The sequence below is a fragment of the Pseudomonas sp. AA-38 genome (assembly GCF_029457475.1).
Taxonomy (GTDB): domain Bacteria; phylum Pseudomonadota; class Gammaproteobacteria; order Pseudomonadales; family Pseudomonadaceae; genus Aquipseudomonas.
This window is the reverse complement of sequence record NZ_CP120359.1, coordinates 3,069,021-3,085,116: the sequence shown is the minus strand read 5'-3', so window position 1 is coordinate 3,085,116 and position 16,096 is coordinate 3,069,021. Positions and strand designations below refer to the sequence as shown.

The 16,096-nt window shown below is 64.4% G+C and carries 13 protein-coding genes; 8 read left to right on the top strand and 5 right to left on the bottom strand.

Translation table 11 applies throughout. The annotated features are described in order from the left end of the window. Positions 1-33: 33 nt before the first annotated feature. The gene (gene mdeB / locus PVE35_RS14130; RefSeq protein ID WP_277372165.1) at positions 34-2,703 is read right to left on the bottom strand and encodes an alpha-ketoglutarate dehydrogenase; all 2,670 of its coding nucleotides are present in this window, start codon (positions 2,701-2,703) and stop codon (positions 34-36) included. A gap of 132 nt (positions 2,704-2,835) precedes the next feature. Here mdeB and PVE35_RS14125 point away from each other — a divergent pair, with 132 nt between their 5' ends. The 4 genes from PVE35_RS14125 to recX all read left to right on the top strand — a co-directional run bounded on the left by PVE35_RS14125 (position 2,836) and on the right by recX (position 5,779). Next, on the top strand, positions 2,836-3,576 hold the full coding sequence (locus PVE35_RS14125) for a TetR/AcrR family transcriptional regulator (RefSeq protein WP_277372164.1): 741 nt from the start codon (positions 2,836-2,838) through the stop codon (positions 3,574-3,576). A gap of 93 nt (positions 3,577-3,669) precedes the next feature. After that, positions 3,670-4,170: a CinA family protein gene (locus PVE35_RS14120; RefSeq protein ID WP_268183185.1), complete on the top strand. Its 501-nt coding sequence runs from the start codon at positions 3,670-3,672 to the stop codon at positions 4,168-4,170. Positions 4,171-4,257: 87 nt separating this feature from the next. Further along, positions 4,258-5,307: a recombinase RecA gene (recA, locus tag PVE35_RS14115; RefSeq protein WP_268183187.1), complete on the top strand. Its 1,050-nt coding sequence runs from the start codon at positions 4,258-4,260 to the stop codon at positions 5,305-5,307. 4 nt (positions 5,308-5,311) lie between these two features. Further along, entirely contained in the window at positions 5,312-5,779 is a 468-nt protein-coding gene (gene recX / locus PVE35_RS14110) for a recombination regulator RecX (RefSeq protein ID WP_277372163.1), read from the top strand. Here recX and PVE35_RS14105 read toward each other — a convergent pair. Beyond that, positions 5,776-6,651 carry a DUF6685 family protein gene (locus PVE35_RS14105; protein WP_277372162.1) on the bottom strand — a complete coding sequence of 292 codons (876 nt, stop codon included), beginning with the start codon at positions 6,649-6,651 and terminating at the stop codon, positions 5,776-5,778. The genes recX and PVE35_RS14105 overlap by 4 nt on opposite strands. Positions 6,652-6,777: 126 nt before the next feature. On the opposite strand from PVE35_RS14105, the gene PVE35_RS14100 reads away from it, so the two are divergent. Beyond that, entirely contained in the window at positions 6,778-6,999 is a 222-nt protein-coding gene (locus PVE35_RS14100; RefSeq protein ID WP_268183192.1) for a DUF2835 domain-containing protein, read from the top strand. A 97-nt stretch (positions 7,000-7,096) separates the two neighbouring features. Next, entirely contained in the window at positions 7,097-8,119 is a 1,023-nt protein-coding gene (locus PVE35_RS14095) for a quinone-dependent dihydroorotate dehydrogenase (RefSeq protein ID WP_268183193.1), read from the top strand. Positions 8,120-8,253: 134 nt separating this feature from the next. On the opposite strand, the gene rmf is transcribed toward PVE35_RS14095, so the two are convergent. Next, the gene (gene rmf / locus PVE35_RS14090) at positions 8,254-8,469 is read right to left on the bottom strand and encodes a ribosome modulation factor (protein WP_003244273.1); all 216 of its coding nucleotides are present in this window, start codon (positions 8,467-8,469) and stop codon (positions 8,254-8,256) included. Positions 8,470-8,876: 407 nt separating this feature from the next. On the opposite strand from rmf, the gene rlmKL reads away from it, so the two are divergent. Continuing rightward, the gene (rlmKL, locus tag PVE35_RS14085; RefSeq protein ID WP_277372161.1) at positions 8,877-11,054 is read left to right on the top strand and encodes a bifunctional 23S rRNA (guanine(2069)-N(7))-methyltransferase RlmK/23S rRNA (guanine(2445)-N(2))-methyltransferase RlmL; all 2,178 of its coding nucleotides are present in this window, start codon (positions 8,877-8,879) and stop codon (positions 11,052-11,054) included. A gap of 69 nt (positions 11,055-11,123) precedes the next feature. Here rlmKL and dacB read toward each other — a convergent pair whose 3' ends face one another. Next, the gene (gene dacB / locus PVE35_RS14080; RefSeq protein WP_277372160.1) at positions 11,124-12,563 is read right to left on the bottom strand and encodes a D-alanyl-D-alanine carboxypeptidase/D-alanyl-D-alanine-endopeptidase; all 1,440 of its coding nucleotides are present in this window, start codon (positions 12,561-12,563) and stop codon (positions 11,124-11,126) included. Between the two features lie 158 nt (positions 12,564-12,721). Between dacB and PVE35_RS14075 the strand changes: the two genes are divergently transcribed. Beyond that, the gene (locus PVE35_RS14075; RefSeq protein ID WP_268183200.1) at positions 12,722-13,063 is read left to right on the top strand and encodes a YggL family protein; all 342 of its coding nucleotides are present in this window, start codon (positions 12,722-12,724) and stop codon (positions 13,061-13,063) included. Positions 13,064-13,150: 87 nt separating this feature from the next. Here PVE35_RS14075 and PVE35_RS14070 read toward each other — a convergent pair whose 3' ends face one another. Next, a complete protein-coding gene (locus PVE35_RS14070) occupies positions 13,151-16,096 on the bottom strand; it encodes an HD domain-containing phosphohydrolase (RefSeq protein WP_268183202.1) in 2,946 nt (981 codons plus the stop codon).

The window sequence follows — 16,096 nt, the reverse complement described above, 5'->3', positions numbered from 1 at the left end:
TGGCTTGCTGGGTTGGGTTGAACAGCGCCCCTGTCAGAGGGTCCAGGGCGCCGCCTTGCTGCTGTCGATGCCATAGCGTTCCACGGCCATCTGCGCCGTTTCCCAGGGCACTTGCCCTTCCTCGGCCAGCGCGTGCAGGGTGGCGATCACCAGGCTGTGGGCATCGACCTCGAAGAACGCGCGCAGCCTGGCGCGGGTGTCGCTGCGGCCGAAGCCGTCGGTGCCCAGGGAGACGAAGCGTCCTCTCACATAGGGGGCGATGAGGTTGGGATAGGCGCGCACGTAATCGCTGGCCGCCACGATCAGGTCGCTGCCGCCAAGCAGCGTCTGCACATGGCTCTGGCGTTGCGCGGCGCCGGGATTGAGGCGATTCAGGCGCTCGACGCTGGCGGCATCGCGGGCCAGTTCACTGAAGCTGGTGGCGCTGAACACCTGGCAATCCACCTGCCAGTGCGTCGAGAGCAGCACGGCTGCCGCTTCGACCTCGCGCAGGATCGGCCCGGAACCCAGGAGGCGAACCCTGGCGACCGCGCCATCGACCCCGTGGCGCTTGTACGGGTACAGCCCCTTGATAACGTTCTGCGCCTGGCCTTCGGCGAGCGGCTCCTGCGGGTAGTTCTCGTTGCTGACGGTGATGTAGTAGAACTCGTCGACATGCCGCTCCATCATCTGCCGGGCGCCGTGATCCATGATCACCGCCAGCTCCGCTGCGAAGGCCGGGTCGTAGGCGCGGCAGTTGGGAACGCTGGCGGCGATCAACTGGCTGGTGCCGTCCTGATGCTGCAGGCCCTCGCCACCCAGGGTGGTGCGGCCGGCGGTGGCGCCCAGCAGAAAGCCGCGGGTGCGCTGGTCGGCCGCCGCCCAGATGAGATCGCCAACGCGCTGGAAGCCGAACATCGAATAGAAGATGTACAGCGGCAGCATGGCCACGCCGGAGGTGCTGTAAGCCGTTCCGGCGGCGATCCAGGAGGAAATCGCGCCTGCTTCGTTGATCCCTTCTTCGAGCAGTTGGCCGTCTTGCGCTTCCCGGTAGGAAACGAGGGAGCCGGCATCCTCCGGGGCGTATAGCTGGCCGACAGGGGAGTAAATGCCGATCTGGTGGAACAGGTTGGCCATGCCGAAGGTGCGCGCCTCATCGGCCACGATCGGCACGATTCGCGGCCCCAGCAATGGATCCTTGAGCAGCGCGGCCAGCAGGCGGATGGCCGCCATGGTGGTCGACATCTCGCGGGAGGAGCCATCCAGCGCGAAGGCGGCATAACGTTCCAGCGCGGGTACCGCGACAGCCTCTGCCTGCTGCCGGCGTATAGGCAGGGCGCCACCGAGCGCCTCGCGGCGCTTGGCGAGGTAGAGCAGTTCCTCGCTGCCTTCGGCGGGGCGGTAGAACCTGTGGCTCTGCAGATCCTCGTCGCTCAGCGGAAGCTGAAAGCGATCGCGAAACGCTTTCAGCGCAGTGCCCTCGAGCTTCTTCTGCTGATGCGCGGTCATGCGCGACTCGCCAGAGGCGCCCATGCCATAACCCTTCTTGGTCTTGGCCAGGATCACCGTTGGCTGCCCTTTGTGGCTGACGGCACTGGCGTAGGCCGCATAGAGCTTGCGCAGGTCATGTCCGCCACGCTTGAGCCCGTCGATCTCGGCATCGGACATGTGCGCGACCAGCGCCTGAATCTCCGGGTCCTGCTTGAAGAAATGCTCGATGTTGTAGGCCCCGTCCTTGGCCCCCAGGGTCTGGTAGTCGCCATCGACGGTCTGCGCCAGCCGGCGCAGCAGCACGTGCTTGCTGTCGCGGGCGAACAGCGCGTCCCACTCCGAGCCCCAGAGCACCTTGATCACGTTCCAGCCGGCGCCGGCGAACAGCGATTCCAGCTCCTGGATGATTTGCCCGTTGCCGCGCACGGGCCCATCCAGACGTTGCAGGTTGCAATTGATGATGAAGGTCAGGTTGTCCAGCCCTTCGCGCGCCGCCAATGACAGCCCGGCGATGGATTCCGGCTCGTCCATCTCGCCGTCGCCGAACACGCCCCAGACCCGGCGGCCCTCGGTCGTGGCGATGCCACGGTGCTGCAGGTAGCGCAGAAAGCGCGCCTGGTAGATCGCATTGATCGGGCCAATGCCCATCGAGCCCGTCGGGAATTGCCAGAAGTCGGGCATCAACCAGGGATGAGGGTACGAGCACAGGCCCTTGCCTCCTACCTCCTGGCGGTAGTTCTGCAACTGTTCTTCGCTGAGCCGGCCTTCCAGGTAGGCCCGGGCATAGACGCCCGGCGCCGAATGCGGCTGGAAGAACACCAGGTCGCCGCCGCTTTCGTGGGTGGGCGCCTTGAAGAAGTGGTTGAAGCCGACCTCGAAGATTTCCGCTGCAGAGGCGTAACTGGCGATATGGCCGCCGAGATCACCGTAGGCCTGGTTGGCACGCACCACCATCGACAGCGCATTCCAGCGAGAAATGGCCACCAGGCGCTGCTCGAGCGCCAGGTCTCCCGGATAGCTGCCCTGACGCTCCAGGGCGATGGTGTTGCGGTAGGACGAGTAGGGCGCGGAGCTGCCGGTGAGCCCGGACTCCTTAGCGAACTGATCGAGCCGACGCAAGAGGTACAGGGCGCGCTCAGGGTCATGCAGCTGCGCTGACTGCAATGACTCCAGCCATTCCTGTGTTTCGACCGGGTCGGTATCCAATTCCGGGCTGAGCGAGTGCGACTTCATTTTTGTTGTTTTCCGCTTGTTGATCTGTCGAGCAAGCAAGACCGCTGAAAAGATGATATCTAATCATTTTTGATCGTCAATCATATTTTGTTTCGTTGAGCGTGCCATGCGCCAGGTGCTAGATTCGCCCCCATGAAAAAATCCTCTCCTTCTCCGCTACCCACGCCCCACCAGAAAACCGCAGCGCGCTCCAGCGAAGCCGGCGAGTCGCGCAGCGCCCGACGCAAGCGGGAAACCCGCCTGAGCCTGATGAAGGCGGCACTGGAACTGATGTCGGAACGTGGCAGCGGGGAGGTCACCATCCAGCAGATCACCGCGGCGGCGGACGTGGGCTTCGGCACCTTCTACAACTACTTCGAGTCCAAGGAAGACATCTACAACTGCTTGCTGGAGGAGGTATTCGAGCGTTCGGCGAAGGTGGTGGACGAGGCGGTTGCGCACATCACCGATCCGGCCGAGCGCCTCAGTGTGGGAGTGCGCTATACCCTGCTGCAGGCCAAGGCGGATCCGGTCTGGGGGCGCTTTCTGGCGCGATCTCCCTTCAATCCCGAGATCATTTCCCAGGGGCTGGGCAAGTTCCTGCTGCGTGACGTGCTCGAAGGCATCGCCAAGCAGCGTTTCAAGGTGAACGACACTGGAGTGGCCCTGATGGCGGTCGGCAGCACCGTGCTGGGGGCCGTGACCATCACCCTGCAGAGCCCGGCACCGCCGCAGGCGCGGCTGTACGACGATCTGGGGCTGTACGCAGAAAGCCTGCCCGAGCGGGTCTGTGAAATGGTGCTGCGCATCCTCGGTGTCGATAGCGATGAGGCCACTCGTCTGGCGAGCCTGCCCCTGCCGCCGCTGGAGGGCTTCTTTCGGCTGTCAGTCTGACCGGGGCAGGGCGCCTACGGGGCGATTGCGGCCTTAAATCCCAGATGGAGCTGGTGTAGGGTATCGGGCTGACCTGTTCCCCCGGAGAGCATCATGGATTCGATCAGCCAACTGGCTGCCCAGCTCGGGCAGCGACTGCAAGCCGCTGGCGCCCAGGTGAGCACGGCCGAGTCCTGCACCGGCGGTGGCATCGCCGAGGCCATCACCCGCATTCCCGGCAGTTCGGCCTGGTTCGAGGCCGGTTTCGTCACCTATTCCAATGCACAGAAGAGCAAGCAACTGGACGTGCCCCAGGGCTTGTTCGCGGCCGTCGGCGCGGTCAGCCGCGAGGTGGTTGAGGCCATGGTGCGCGGTGCCCAGGCTCAGGCCGGGGCGCGTTATGCGGTGGCGGTCAGCGGCGTGGCAGGTCCAGATGGCGGCTCGCCCGAGAAGCCGGTGGGCACCGTTTGGCTGGCCTGGGGCGATGGCGAACGTATCGTCAGCCTGCGCAAACAGTTCGCCGGCAACCGCGACGAGGTGCGCCGACAGACGGTCGAGGCCGCACTGGCGGGGCTTATCGAGCTGCTGGCGAAGGAAAATCCGCTTGCGGGGTAGGCGGATGACTTGCCCTGTGGAATAATACTGGCTACTTATACAGTTGTTGGCGGCCGTCGAGGCCCTTGTGAATACGTGAGGATGGTAATGGACGAGAACAAGAAGCGCGCCTTGGCGGCTGCCCTGGGCCAGATCGAGAAGCAGTTTGGCAAGGGCGCGGTGATGCGCATGGGCGACCATGATCGCCAGGCCATTCCGGCCATTTCCACCGGCTCGCTGGGCCTGGACATTGCGCTGGGCATCGGTGGCCTGCCCAAGGGCCGCATCGTCGAGATCTACGGCCCGGAGTCCTCGGGTAAGACCACCCTGACCCTGTCGGTGATCGCCGAGGCGCAGAAACTCGGCGCCACCTGTGCCTTCGTCGATGCCGAGCACGCGCTCGATCCCGACTACGCCGGCAAGCTGGGCGTGAATGTCGACGACCTGCTGGTGTCGCAGCCGGATACCGGCGAGCAGGCTCTGGAAATCACCGACATGCTGGTGCGCTCCAACGCTGTCGACGTGATCATCGTCGACTCCGTGGCGGCCCTGGTGCCCAAGGCCGAGATCGAAGGCGAGATGGGCGATCAGCACGTCGGCCTGCAGGCCCGTCTGATGAGCCAGGCGCTGCGCAAGATCACCGGCAACATCAAGACCGCCAACTGCCTGGTGATCTTCATCAACCAGATCCGCATGAAGATCGGCGTGATGTTCGGCAGCCCGGAAACCACCACCGGTGGTAACGCTCTGAAGTTCTACTCCTCGGTACGCCTGGACATCCGCCGTACCGGCGCGGTGAAGGAAGGCGACGAGGTGGTGGGCAGCGAAACCCGCGTGAAGATCGTCAAGAACAAGGTGGCGCCGCCGTTCCGCCAGGCCGAGTTCCAGATTCTCTACGGCAAGGGCATCTACCGTAACGGCGAGATCATCGACCTCGGCGTGCAGCAGAATCTGGTGGAGAAATCCGGTGCCTGGTACAGCTACCAGGGCAACAAGATCGGTCAGGGCAAGGCCAATGCCGCCAAGTACCTCGAGGACAACCCGGCCGTCGCCCGTGAGATCGAAGGCCTGATCCGCGAGAAGCTGCTGGTCAGCAGCGCGCCGGTAAAAGCCACCGCTGCCGCCGCCGAGGTGGAAGACGCCGAAGTCGACTTCTGAGGCAATGCCCGCCGTACTCGACAGCCCGGCCGCCGTGCGCCGGGCAGCGATGGATCTGCTGGCCCGGCGCGAGCATGGCCGCGTCGAGCTGGCCGGTAAGTTGCGCCGGCGCGGTGCACCGGATGAGCTGATCGAGGCGGCGCTGGATCGGCTCGCTGACGAGGGGCTGCTCTCGGAGGCGCGTTATCTGGAAAGCTTCGTCGCCGCACGGGCGCGCTCCGGCCACGGCCCGCAGCGCATACGCGAGGAACTGGTGCAGCGTGGCCTGGCCCGTGCCCAGGTCGAGCAGGCGTTGCGTGAAAGCGGCATCGACTGGTTCGCGCAACTGCGCGATGTCTGGCAGCGCAAGTTCGCCGGGCGCTTGCCCGTCGACGCTCGTGAGCGTGCCCAGCAGGGCCGCTTCCTGGCCTATCGCGGTTATCCCATGGACATGATCGGGCGCCTGCTGAGCGGACGTGGCGACTGGGATTAGCTTCTCAACCCGCGTAAATAGCTCAGAACGTCAGGCGCTCCTGCCAATTGCAGGCCTTCGCCCAGGGCGGTGGCGTCTGGGTGGGCCTTGGGTAGCAACAGTAGCTCGGCTGCGCCTGGGGTCTTCCATAGGGACAGGCGCGCATAGGGCATGCCGTTATCGAGCAGCAGGCTTATGAAGGCTGGGTCGCTCCAGGCCTGGCAGGGCATGAGCTGGACGTGGTAGTGCTGTTGCAGATTGTCCAGCGCCTGTTGGTTCAGGCTGTAGTGGGTCAGGGTGGCCGGCAGCATGATTTCCAGCCCGCGGCGTCGGGCATAGACGATGGCCCCGGCGAAGGCCGGCGCCTGTTGTTCGCCTGCCCAGTAGAGACGCTCCCCCAGCCAACTGGCCTGGCGCAATTCGATGGCTTCACCGCTTTGGTAGCCCGGCAGCGCCTGGTTGAAGGTCTTGATGAAATCCTTGTAGCTGATGATGCGCACCGACTTGCACTGCTCGCTGGCGGCGAAGTCCTCGAGGCTGCGGTAGTCTCGGCCTTCGGCCAGGGGGCTGGAAAGACCATCGATCTGACGCAGGTCGATGGCCTGCAGATGCTGCTGCTCCACGGCCACCAGGCCGCTGAGGGCGGCGTGTGCCTGCTCCTTGTCTTCCTGCACGGGGCCGGAGAGGGCGCCGCGTGGCAGGTCGACGAAGCGATGCAGGGGCGGGCCATCCAGCCAGCAGATGCTGTCCAGGTTTCGCGCGATGGGCCTGAACGGCAATTCCAGGGTGCTGGCGCGCTGCAGGATCTGGCGGGTGCTGCGACCAATCAGACCCAGACGCTGGGCCAGTGAGGCCAGGCGAGTGCTGAGCGTGGGCGATTGCGAGAGGGGCATGATCAAGCGGCAGCCTGGACTAGGGGGCAAACAGGCGGGCAGGCCATGGCCTGCCCATGCCGCTCGGGGCAGGCGTGGCGTTCGCTCTGTGGCAGAATGAGCGCATTCATTTGCGAGGGTGCCTCCATGCCCAGCCTGGTGCTGGATATCGCGTTATCGGCAGAACGGTTGCAGGCCATCTATCGTGGCCATGCCAACCGGATTATGGCGCAAAGTCGCGACGGTCGTCGTGTGAGTTTGCCTGCGCATCATCTGCGGCCCTTTCTGACCCATTCCGGCATCCATGGTTCCTTCGAGCTGGAGTTCAGCGCCGAGGGCGAGTTGCTAAGCCTGCGCCGGTTGTCCTGAGATCCTGAGTGCAGTGTGGCGTGGTGCGCGCCTCGCGTCGTGGCGGTCAGCACGGCTATAATCGCCGCCTTTCAATTTGCCGAACCGAGTCTGCCTCATGTACGCCCTGGCCCGCGAGCTGCTTTTCAAACTGTCCCCGGAAACTTCGCATGAGCTGTCCATCGACCTGATCGGTGCGGGTGGGCGTCTGGGGCTCAATGGGCTGTTGACCAAGGCGCCGGCCAGCCTACCAACCTCGGTGATGGGGCTGCAATTTCCCAACCCGGTCGGGCTGGCCGCTGGCCTGGACAAGAATGGCGATGCCATCGACGGGTTCGCCCAGCTTGGCTTCGGTTTCGTCGAGATCGGCACCGTGACGCCGCGCCCACAGCCGGGCAATCCCAAACCGCGTCTGTTCCGCCTACCCGAGGCCGAGGCGGTGATCAATCGCATGGGTTTCAACAACCATGGCGTCGAGCATCTGCTGCGCCGCGTGCAGGCGGCGAAGTTCAAGGGTGTGCTGGGCATCAACATCGGCAAGAACTTCGATACCCCGGTCGAACATGCGGTCGATGATTATCTGCTGTGCCTGGACAAGGTCTATGCCCACGCCAGTTACGTGACGGTCAACGTCAGCTCGCCGAATACGCCGGGGCTGCGCAGCCTGCAGTTCGGCGATTCGCTCAAGGCGCTGCTCGAAGCACTACGCCGACGTCAGGAAGATCTGACCCAGGAGCATGGCAAGCGCGTGCCCCTGGCCATCAAGATCGCCCCGGACATGAGCGACGAGGAAACCGCGCTGGTCGCCGCAGCGCTGCTGGGGGCCGACATGGACGCGGTGATCGCCACCAACACCACGCTCAGTCGTGAGGGCGTCGAGGGCCTGGCGCATGGTGATGAGGCCGGAGGCCTGTCCGGCGCGCCGGTGCGCGACAAGAGCACGCATATCGTCAAGGTACTGGCCGGCGAGCTGGGTGGGCGTTTGCCTATCATCGCCGTGGGCGGGATCACCGAGGGCAGGCACGCGGCGGAGAAGATCGCGGCGGGGGCGAGCCTGGTTCAGATTTACTCGGGGTTCATCTACAAGGGGCCGGCGCTGATTCGCGAGGCCGTGGATGCCATTGCTGCACTGCGCAAATGAAATGAAGAAATGAAAAGGGGCTCTCAAGGAGCCCCTGGGCTTGCGCCCGCCGCCCGGATGGGGTCGGCATGGTGAAGTCTGCAGAATTGTGGAGCTTGGTTCAGCCAGGTGAGGCGTGGAACCAAGCCCCTGAATCAGCCGACAGCGTGAAGTTCATTGAGTCTGTGAATACCGGCGGTGCCGGTCAGCCCGTCCCAGTTGTCGCCACGGCCTTCACGCCAGCCGTTGAGCCAGGCCTGGCGTACCGATGGCAGGGTGAAGGGGCAGAGTTCGCGGGATTTTCCATTGATGCCGTATTGATAGCCGCGCAAGAAAGCTCGTTCTAACGGATCACGCTTGAGTCTTCTCATAGGGTGTTGCCCTCGCTGTTGACTGTAATGTCCCGTTGGCCTCCAGGGGAGGCCTGTGGCAGAAATGATCTGCCGACGGAGGTCGCTGCCGGCGTGGCGAGCCTCCTGTGCGTGCGCCGTTGCAGCGACGCATTGAGTAGTGTTCTAACGAATGCTCCGAAGCCTGTGAATGATCGATTTGTCATAAGGGCGTAACCTAATGACGGGTCATGCCATAAGGGAACTGGTCATGCGTCCAGCGACGAGCCAGACGGCCCGTGTGGCCTGCCTTCACGGGCGGGATGGCGACGTGATGGCCTGAATGAGATTGCTGCTTATTCCGACGAAGGGGCACTGCGTCCTTTTGTCTCTTAATGTTAGCCGAGGTGTTTGGCACCTCTTTTTATCGCCACTGGCACTGGATGGTTATGTCCGAGCGTTACGAAATCGTGCTTACCTGCCCCAAGGGCATCGAAGGCCTGCTACTGGAAGAGGCCGCTGGTCTCGGCCTCGAGGAGGCCCGTGAACAGACCGCAGCCGTGCGCGGGCAGGGGGATCTGGAGGTGGCCTATCGCCTGTGCCTCTGGTCGCGCCTGGCCAACCGCGTGCTGCTGGTGCTGTCGCGTTTTTCCATGAGCAATGCCGAGCAGCTCTATGCCGGGGTACAGGCGGTGGACTGGCGCGATCATCTCGAGCCGACTGGCAGCCTGGCGGTGGAGTTCAGCGGCCAGGGGTCGGGAATCGACAATACCCACTTTGGCGCGCTGAAGGTCAAGGACGCCATCGTCGATCGCCTGCGCACCCGCACTGGCGAGCGCCCGAGCATCGACAAGCTCAACCCGGATCTGCGCGTACACCTGCGCCTTGACCGCGGCGAGGCGGTGCTCTCGCTCGATCTCTCCGGGCACAGCCTGCACCAGCGTGGCTACCGCCTGCAGCAGGGGGCGGCGCCGCTCAAGGAGAATCTGGCCGCAGCCGTGTTGATACGTGCCGGCTGGCCGCGAATCGCCGCCGCAGGCGGTGCTTTGGCCGACCCCATGTGCGGCGTTGGCACCTTCCTTATCGAGGCGGCGCTGATGGCTGCCGATATCGCGCCGAACCTCAAGCGCGAGCGCTGGGGGTTCTCCAATTGGCTTGGGCACGTACCGGCGCTGTGGAAGAAGCTGCATGCCGAGGCCGAGCAACGTGCGGCCGATGGGCTGGCCAGGCCACCTTTGTGGATTCGCGGTTACGAGGCCGACCCGCGGCTGATCCAGCCCGGGCGTAACAACGTCGAACGCGCGGGTCTGTCCGATTGGGTGAAGATCTACCAGGGCGAGCTGGGCAGCTTCGAGCCGCGCCCCGACCAGAACCAGAAGGGCCTGGTGATCAGCAACCCGCCTTATGGCGAACGCCTGGGGGATGAGGCCAGCCTGCTGTATCTCTACCAGAACCTCGGTGAGCGCCTGCGCCAGGCCTGCCTGGGGTGGGAGGCGGCGGTGTTCACCGGCACTCCGGAACTGGGCAAGCGCATGGGCCTGCGCAGCCACAAGCAATATGCCTTCTGGAACGGTGCGTTGCCGTGCAAGTTGCTGCTGATCAAGGTGCAGGCCGATCAGTTCGTCATTGGTGACCGTCGTGGTCGCAGGGAGGAGGACGCGCCAGCCGAGCCTGCCGAGCCGGCGCGCCTGTCCGAGGGTGGGCAGATGTTCGCCAATCGCCTGCAGAAGAACCTCAAGCAACTGGGCAAGTGGGCGCGTCGCGAGGGTGTCGAATGCTATCGGTTGTACGATGCCGACATGCCCGAGTACGCCCTGGCCATCGATCTGTACCGCGACTGGGTGCATGTGCAGGAGTATGCCGCACCCCGTTCGATCGACCCGGACAAGGCTCAGGCGCGCCTGCTTGATGCCCTGGCTGCGGTGCCTCAGGCCCTGGGCATCGCGCAGAGCCATGTGGTGGTCAAGCGCCGCGAGCGCCAGAGTGGTACCAGCCAGTACCAGCGCCAGGCGGCCTTGAGCCAGTTCCTCGAGGTCGAGGAGGGGGGCGTCAAGCTGCTGGTCAACCTCATCGATTACCTCGATACCGGGCTGTTCCTCGACCACCGGCCATTGCGCCTGCGCATCCAGCGCGAGGCTGCCGGCAAGCGCTTTCTCAACCTGTTCTGCTACACCGCCACGGCCACCGTGCACGCGGCCAAGGGCGGTGCGCGCAGCACCACCAGCGTCGACCTGTCGAAGACCTACCTGGACTGGGCACGGCGCAACCTGGCGCTCAATGGCTTCTCCGACAAGCATCGCCTGGAGCAGGCCAACGTCATGCAGTGGCTGGAGAATGATCGTGAGGAGTACGACCTGATCTTCATCGACCCGCCGACCTTCTCCAACTCCAAGCGCATGGAAGGGGTGTTCGACGTGCAGCGTGACCATGTCGAACTGCTCGATCAGGCCATGGCGCGCCTGGCTCGTGGCGGCGTGCTGTACTTCTCCAACAACTTCCGCAAGTTCCAGCTCGATGAAGGACTGTCGGCGCGTTATCAGGTGGAGGAGATCAGTGCCCAGACCCTCGACCCCGACTTCGCGCGCAACCCCAAGATCCATCGCGCCTGGCGTTTCACTGCGTGCTGATGGCGTAGCCCGGATGCAATCCGGGGGCTTTTGACCCTGGCCCCGGATTGCATCCGGGCTACTCATTCCTCAACGTTTCGGCTGTTTGTAGGTGTCCAGCAGTACCTGATCGAGGATGGCGCTGGCGCCCCAGGGTTTGGGGTCGTTGAGGATCGCCACCACGGCCCAGTTCTGGCCGTTGCTGTCGCGGCTGTAGCCGGCGATGGCACGCACGTTGTTCAGCGTTCCGGTCTTGATGTGTGCCTCGCCCACCAGTGGAGTACGGCGCAGGCGTTTGCGCATGGTGCCATCCATCGCCACCAGCGGCAGCGAGCTGCGGAATTCGGCGGAGTAGGGGCTGCGCCAGGCGGCCTGGAGAATCGCCGCCATTTCCCGGGCACTGACGCGTTCGGCACGGGACAATCCCGAGCCGTTCTCCATGACCAGGTGCGAGGCGGTGATGCCCTTGCGTGCCAGCCAACTGCGGATCGCCCGTTGCGCGGCCATGCCGTCGTCCTTGTCGGCTGCGTTGCGGAAATGCTCACCGATGCTGAGGAACAACTGCTTGGCCATGGTGTTGTTACTGTACTTGTTGATGTCGCGGATGATCTCGACCAGATCGGGGGACTGGGCGCGCACCAGCAGGCGGGCCTTCTCCGGCACCTGGCCCTGGCGATCCTTGCCGAGAATCTGGCCACCCAGTTCCTGCCAGATGCCGCGCACGGCGCCGGCCGCGTAAGCCGGGTGGTCAAGCAGCGACAGGTAGGTCTGTGCGCTGCAGCCTTCGGGCAACTGGCCGCTGACGATCAGGGTCAGGCCATCATATTGCCGCACCGGGTTGTAGCGCACGTCCGGCCAGGACGGGCAGGTCGCCGGCTTGAGCAGCTTGACCTGGTTGTCGATACGGATGGCGGCGATGGGCGGATCCATGGCGATCTGCACCTTGCCTTCGCTGGCACGGGCGACGAAGCGCTGTGCCTTGAGATTGACCAGCAGCGCGTCGGGTTTGACCAGGAATGGCTTGTTGTCATCTCCGCCATCGTCATTGAAGGCCGGCAACTGCGGCGTGACGAAGAAGCTGCGATCGAGCACCAGGTCGCCCTGCACCTGCTTCACGCCGTTGATGCGCAGGTCACGCAGCAGCAGCCAGAGCTTCTCCATGTTGAGCTTGGGATCACCACCACCCTTGAGGTAGAGGTTGCCCTTCAACACGCCATTTTGCAGCGGGCCGTCGGTATAGAACTCGGTCTGCCACTGGTGCGTCGGCCCGAGCAGTTCGAGGGCAGCGAAGGTGGTCACCAGCTTCATGGTGGAAGCCGGGTTCACCGAGATGTCGGCGTTGAACTGCAGGCCACCGGGCTGGCCGTCCAGCGGCAGGGTGACCACGGAAAGCGAATGGCTGGGAATCTTGTTGGCGCGCAGCGCCTTCTCGACATTGGCCGGCAGGTTGATGGAGGAGGCAGCGTGGGTGGTCAGAACGAGGGGCAGAAGCAGGGCGCCGAGCGCCAGTTGGCGAAACCGTTGAATCATCGAGAAAACCTTCCGCAAGCAGCGGAGCAACGATAGATGGGGTGGAGCGGATGGTGCCCATTATGCCGCACTGCTGGGGTTTTGCACGCGATCAAGACGGGCTATCCGGCGAGGAAACTGCTAGAGTGCCGCGGATTATCATCTGTGAGGAAAGCTACATGGCCACCAACCGTTCCCGCCGTCTGCGCAAGAAGCTCTGTGTCGATGAATTCCAGGAGCTGGGCTTCGAGCTGACCCTGAACTTCAAGGCCGACCTGAGCGATCAGGTGATCGACGGCTTCATCGACCAGTTCCTCGACGATGCCATCGCCGGCAATGGCCTGGACTATGTCGGTGGCGAGGATTACGGCCTGGTCTGCCTGGCCAAGCGTGGCTCGGTGAGCGAAGAACAGCGTGCGGCCGTCGAGGCCTGGCTCAAGGGCCGCGAAGAGCTGCAAGGCTTCGAGATCAGCCCGCTGCTGGACGTCTGGTACCCGGGCACCCCGATCAACCAGGCTTGATCGTCCCTCTGGCGCCGGTGTCTCCGGCGCCTTCTCGCAGAGCCTGTTCAGAGTTTCGCCGACGCGCAGCAGACTTTGGACAGGCTCTCAGGCCAGCCCGGCCTGCTGCAGTATGCTCCGCTCATCCACCTCATCGATCTGCCCCGCCTGCATGAAGCGCCTGGCGTAGCGCTGCGGGATACCACTGTGCACGAACAGGGCGAAGAGCTGCGGATCGATATGCGCGTTGCGGCACATGCCGGCCATGATGCCCAGGGCCTGTGACAGGGTCTTGCCCTTCTTGTAAGGACGATCGGCGGCGGTGAGCGCCTCGAAGATATCGGCAATGGCCATCATCCGTGCTGGCAGGCTCATCTGCTCGCGGGTCAGGCCTTTGGGATAGCCGCTGCCATCCATCTTTTCATGATGCCCACCGGCAATCTCGCTGACGCTCTGCAAGTGTCGCGGGAAGGGCAGGCGGTCGAGCATGAGGATGGTCTGCACGATGTGATGGTTGATGATGTAGCGCTCTTCGGCCGTCAGGGTGCCGCGCTCGATGCCGAGGTTGTGCAGCTCGCCGCGGTTGAACTTGTACGGCGGCACCTGCAGTTTGAAGCCCCAGGGGTTGTCGGCGGCGAACAGCTCCTGCGGCGGGCGTTCGAGCAGATGTTCGGGGCGGTCGGCCAGCAGTGGTTCGAGTACCGGCAGCGGTTCGGCTGGCGTGCGTTCCAGGCGCTGCGCCTCTTCCCAGGACACCCCCAGGCGCTTGTCCAGGGTACGCAGCCAGCGGCGTTCGGCGATCTGCGTCAGGCGTGCCTGATCGGCTTCGGCCATCTGCTCGCTGCCCAGGTTGCAACTGGCGACGAAGGCGAATTCCTCGTCCAGGGTGGCGAGCTGGGCGTCGCGCTGTTCGGCCAGTGTCTGCGCGTCGCCCCCCTCGGCGACGCCTTGCCAGTAGGCGATCCAGGCGTCGCGCTTGAGCACCTCGAAGCGCATGCGCACTTCATGGATGCGGTCATACAGGGTCTCCAGCTTGGTGGCTTTGTCCACCACGTACTCGGGGGTGGTGACCTTGCCGCAATCGTGCAGCCAGGCAGCAATATGCAGTGCCTCCCACTCCTCATCGGTGGGGTTGTACTGGTGAAATTCGGGCGCCTCGCTCGCGGCGGCGGCGCGGGCCAGCATCAGGGTGATTTCCGGTACGCGCTGGCAGTGGCCGCCGGTGTAGGGGCTCTTGGCATCGATGGCGCCGGCGATGAGTTGGATGAAGGCATCCAGCAGTTGCTTCTGCCGAGCCAGCAGGCGCTGGCTTTCGATGCACAGCGCGGCGCTGCCGGATACCGCGTCGACGAAGGCGACCCGCTCCGGGCTGAGCATGTCTTCGCCGTTCTCGCCGGTATCGCGTTGCAACAGCACCAGTACACCGATGGTATCGCCCTGACGGTTGTGCAGGCCGGCGGCGATCAGGTGCAGGCGCGGGCTGTCCATCGCCAGCAACAGTTTCTGCAGGTGCCCGGCCTGGTCGAAGCCGATGGACTGGGCAATGCTCTTGCCACCCTGGACAGGGCCGCTCAGCCAGGCGGGCAGATCCGGGGCGTCATGGGGCAGGGCCTGGATGTACAGCTCATCCAGGGAGCGTTGTTGGCCATCGATGACCAGGCCCTGTGGCTCCAGGCGCCCGCTGTCGTCGTCGAGCAGATAGAGCAGGCCGCCCTGGGCCTCGCTGATGGCCACGGTAGAGTCCATCACCTGCTTGAGCAGGGTGTCGTAATGGGTTTGCGCCGAGAGGCTGGCGGCGATATCGAGAAAGCGTGCGAGGGTATCGCGCATATGGGTCATCGATACGGCCAGTCGATCGACTTCGAGTATCGGCGAGCGAGTGCATGGCGGCGTATTGAAGTCGAAGCGACGAATGGCCTCGGCCTCTTCCACCAGTGAGCGCAGGGGCTTGATCAGCAACCGTGCGGTCATCCAGCCCACGGGCAGGCACAGCAGCAGGGTGGCGAGGGTGATCAGCGCGCCTTGCCAGCGAATGCGGTAAGCGTCGGCCAGCAGCTCGTGCTCGGGCACCAGCAGGGCCAGTTGCAGGCCCTGCGGGCCGCCGTCCTGAATATGCCAGTGGGCCGTGGCCCAGCGCTTGTGAGCCAGTTCAATGATGCCCTGAGGCGCCTGGTCGCTGGCGAGCAGTTCGCCCAGCGCAGGGCTGAGTTCTTCTACCTTGACCCGCACGGGCTTGCCGTTGTGCTGGCGGATCAAACGGCTGCTGTCCGGGTAGGCCACCACGTTACCTTCGCTGTCGGCCAGTACCACCTCGCTGCTGGGGGTGACGCGGTGCTTGGCCAGGGTTGCCGAGAGGTCGTCGAGGGTCAGGTCGGCGCCCAGCACCGTGGTCAGGCCCGCACGGCGCGCCAGGGTGGTGCCGATTTCCTGGCTGGAAAAGAACAGATAGGGTGCTGTGGTGATCTGCCCGCCATCGCCCCGGGCGCGCTGAAACCACTCGCGCTGGCGTGGATCGTAGCGTTCGTTGAGGTTCTGGCGGCGGCTCACGGGCCTCAGCGAGCCATCGTAGAACAGGTAATCGCTGGCGATGCCGCTGCTGCTGCGGTCGATCGACCAGACCTGGTAGACGGCATTCTCTGGGGCATCGAAGAGCTGCTTGAGGTGCTCGCTGCGCAAGGGGCGCACCATGAAGAAGTCGCCATCCTCGTAACCCAGGTACAGCGAGGCCAGCTTGGGGTTGTCGCGTAGGGCCTGGGCGAAGATCGGCAGAAGCTCCAGGCGAGTCTGCAGGTCATCCGCCTGGGCTGCGGGGTTGAGCGCCAGCAGGCTGAGCAGATGACGGATGGGGCGGTAGGTGGCATCCAGATCCTTCTGCACCTCGCTCTGGATGCGCTCGAACAGGGTGGCGCTGCTGGAGAAGATCAGGCGGCTGGTCTGCTGGTAGTTGAACAGGCCCAGCAGCACGCCGGTGAGCAGCAGCAGAAAGGTGAACAGCAGGCTGATATGGACGTGCAGAGGAAAGCGGCGTTCGCGCGGCACGGCGTTGCTGAGCAT

Coding starts and splice junctions, on each gene's coding strand:
- mdeB (WP_277372165.1), bottom strand. CDS start 2,703: ATGAAGTCGCACTCGCTCAGCCCGGAATTGGATACCGACCCGGTCGAA.
- PVE35_RS14125 (WP_277372164.1), top strand. CDS start 2,836: ATGAAAAAATCCTCTCCTTCTCCGCTACCCACGCCCCACCAGAAAACC.
- PVE35_RS14120 (WP_268183185.1), top strand. CDS start 3,670: ATGGATTCGATCAGCCAACTGGCTGCCCAGCTCGGGCAGCGACTGCAA.
- recA (WP_268183187.1), top strand. CDS start 4,258: ATGGACGAGAACAAGAAGCGCGCCTTGGCGGCTGCCCTGGGCCAGATC.
- recX (WP_277372163.1), top strand. CDS start 5,312: ATGCCCGCCGTACTCGACAGCCCGGCCGCCGTGCGCCGGGCAGCGATG.
- PVE35_RS14105 (WP_277372162.1), bottom strand. CDS start 6,651: ATGCCCCTCTCGCAATCGCCCACGCTCAGCACTCGCCTGGCCTCACTG.
- PVE35_RS14100 (WP_268183192.1), top strand. CDS start 6,778: ATGCCCAGCCTGGTGCTGGATATCGCGTTATCGGCAGAACGGTTGCAG.
- PVE35_RS14095 (WP_268183193.1), top strand. CDS start 7,097: ATGTACGCCCTGGCCCGCGAGCTGCTTTTCAAACTGTCCCCGGAAACT.
- rmf (WP_003244273.1), bottom strand. CDS start 8,469: ATGAGAAGACTCAAGCGTGATCCGTTAGAACGAGCTTTCTTGCGCGGC.
- rlmKL (WP_277372161.1), top strand. CDS start 8,877: ATGTCCGAGCGTTACGAAATCGTGCTTACCTGCCCCAAGGGCATCGAA.
- dacB (WP_277372160.1), bottom strand. CDS start 12,563: ATGATTCAACGGTTTCGCCAACTGGCGCTCGGCGCCCTGCTTCTGCCC.
- PVE35_RS14075 (WP_268183200.1), top strand. CDS start 12,722: ATGGCCACCAACCGTTCCCGCCGTCTGCGCAAGAAGCTCTGTGTCGAT.
- PVE35_RS14070 (WP_268183202.1), bottom strand. CDS start 16,096: ATGCTCAGCAACGCCGTGCCGCGCGAACGCCGCTTTCCTCTGCACGTC.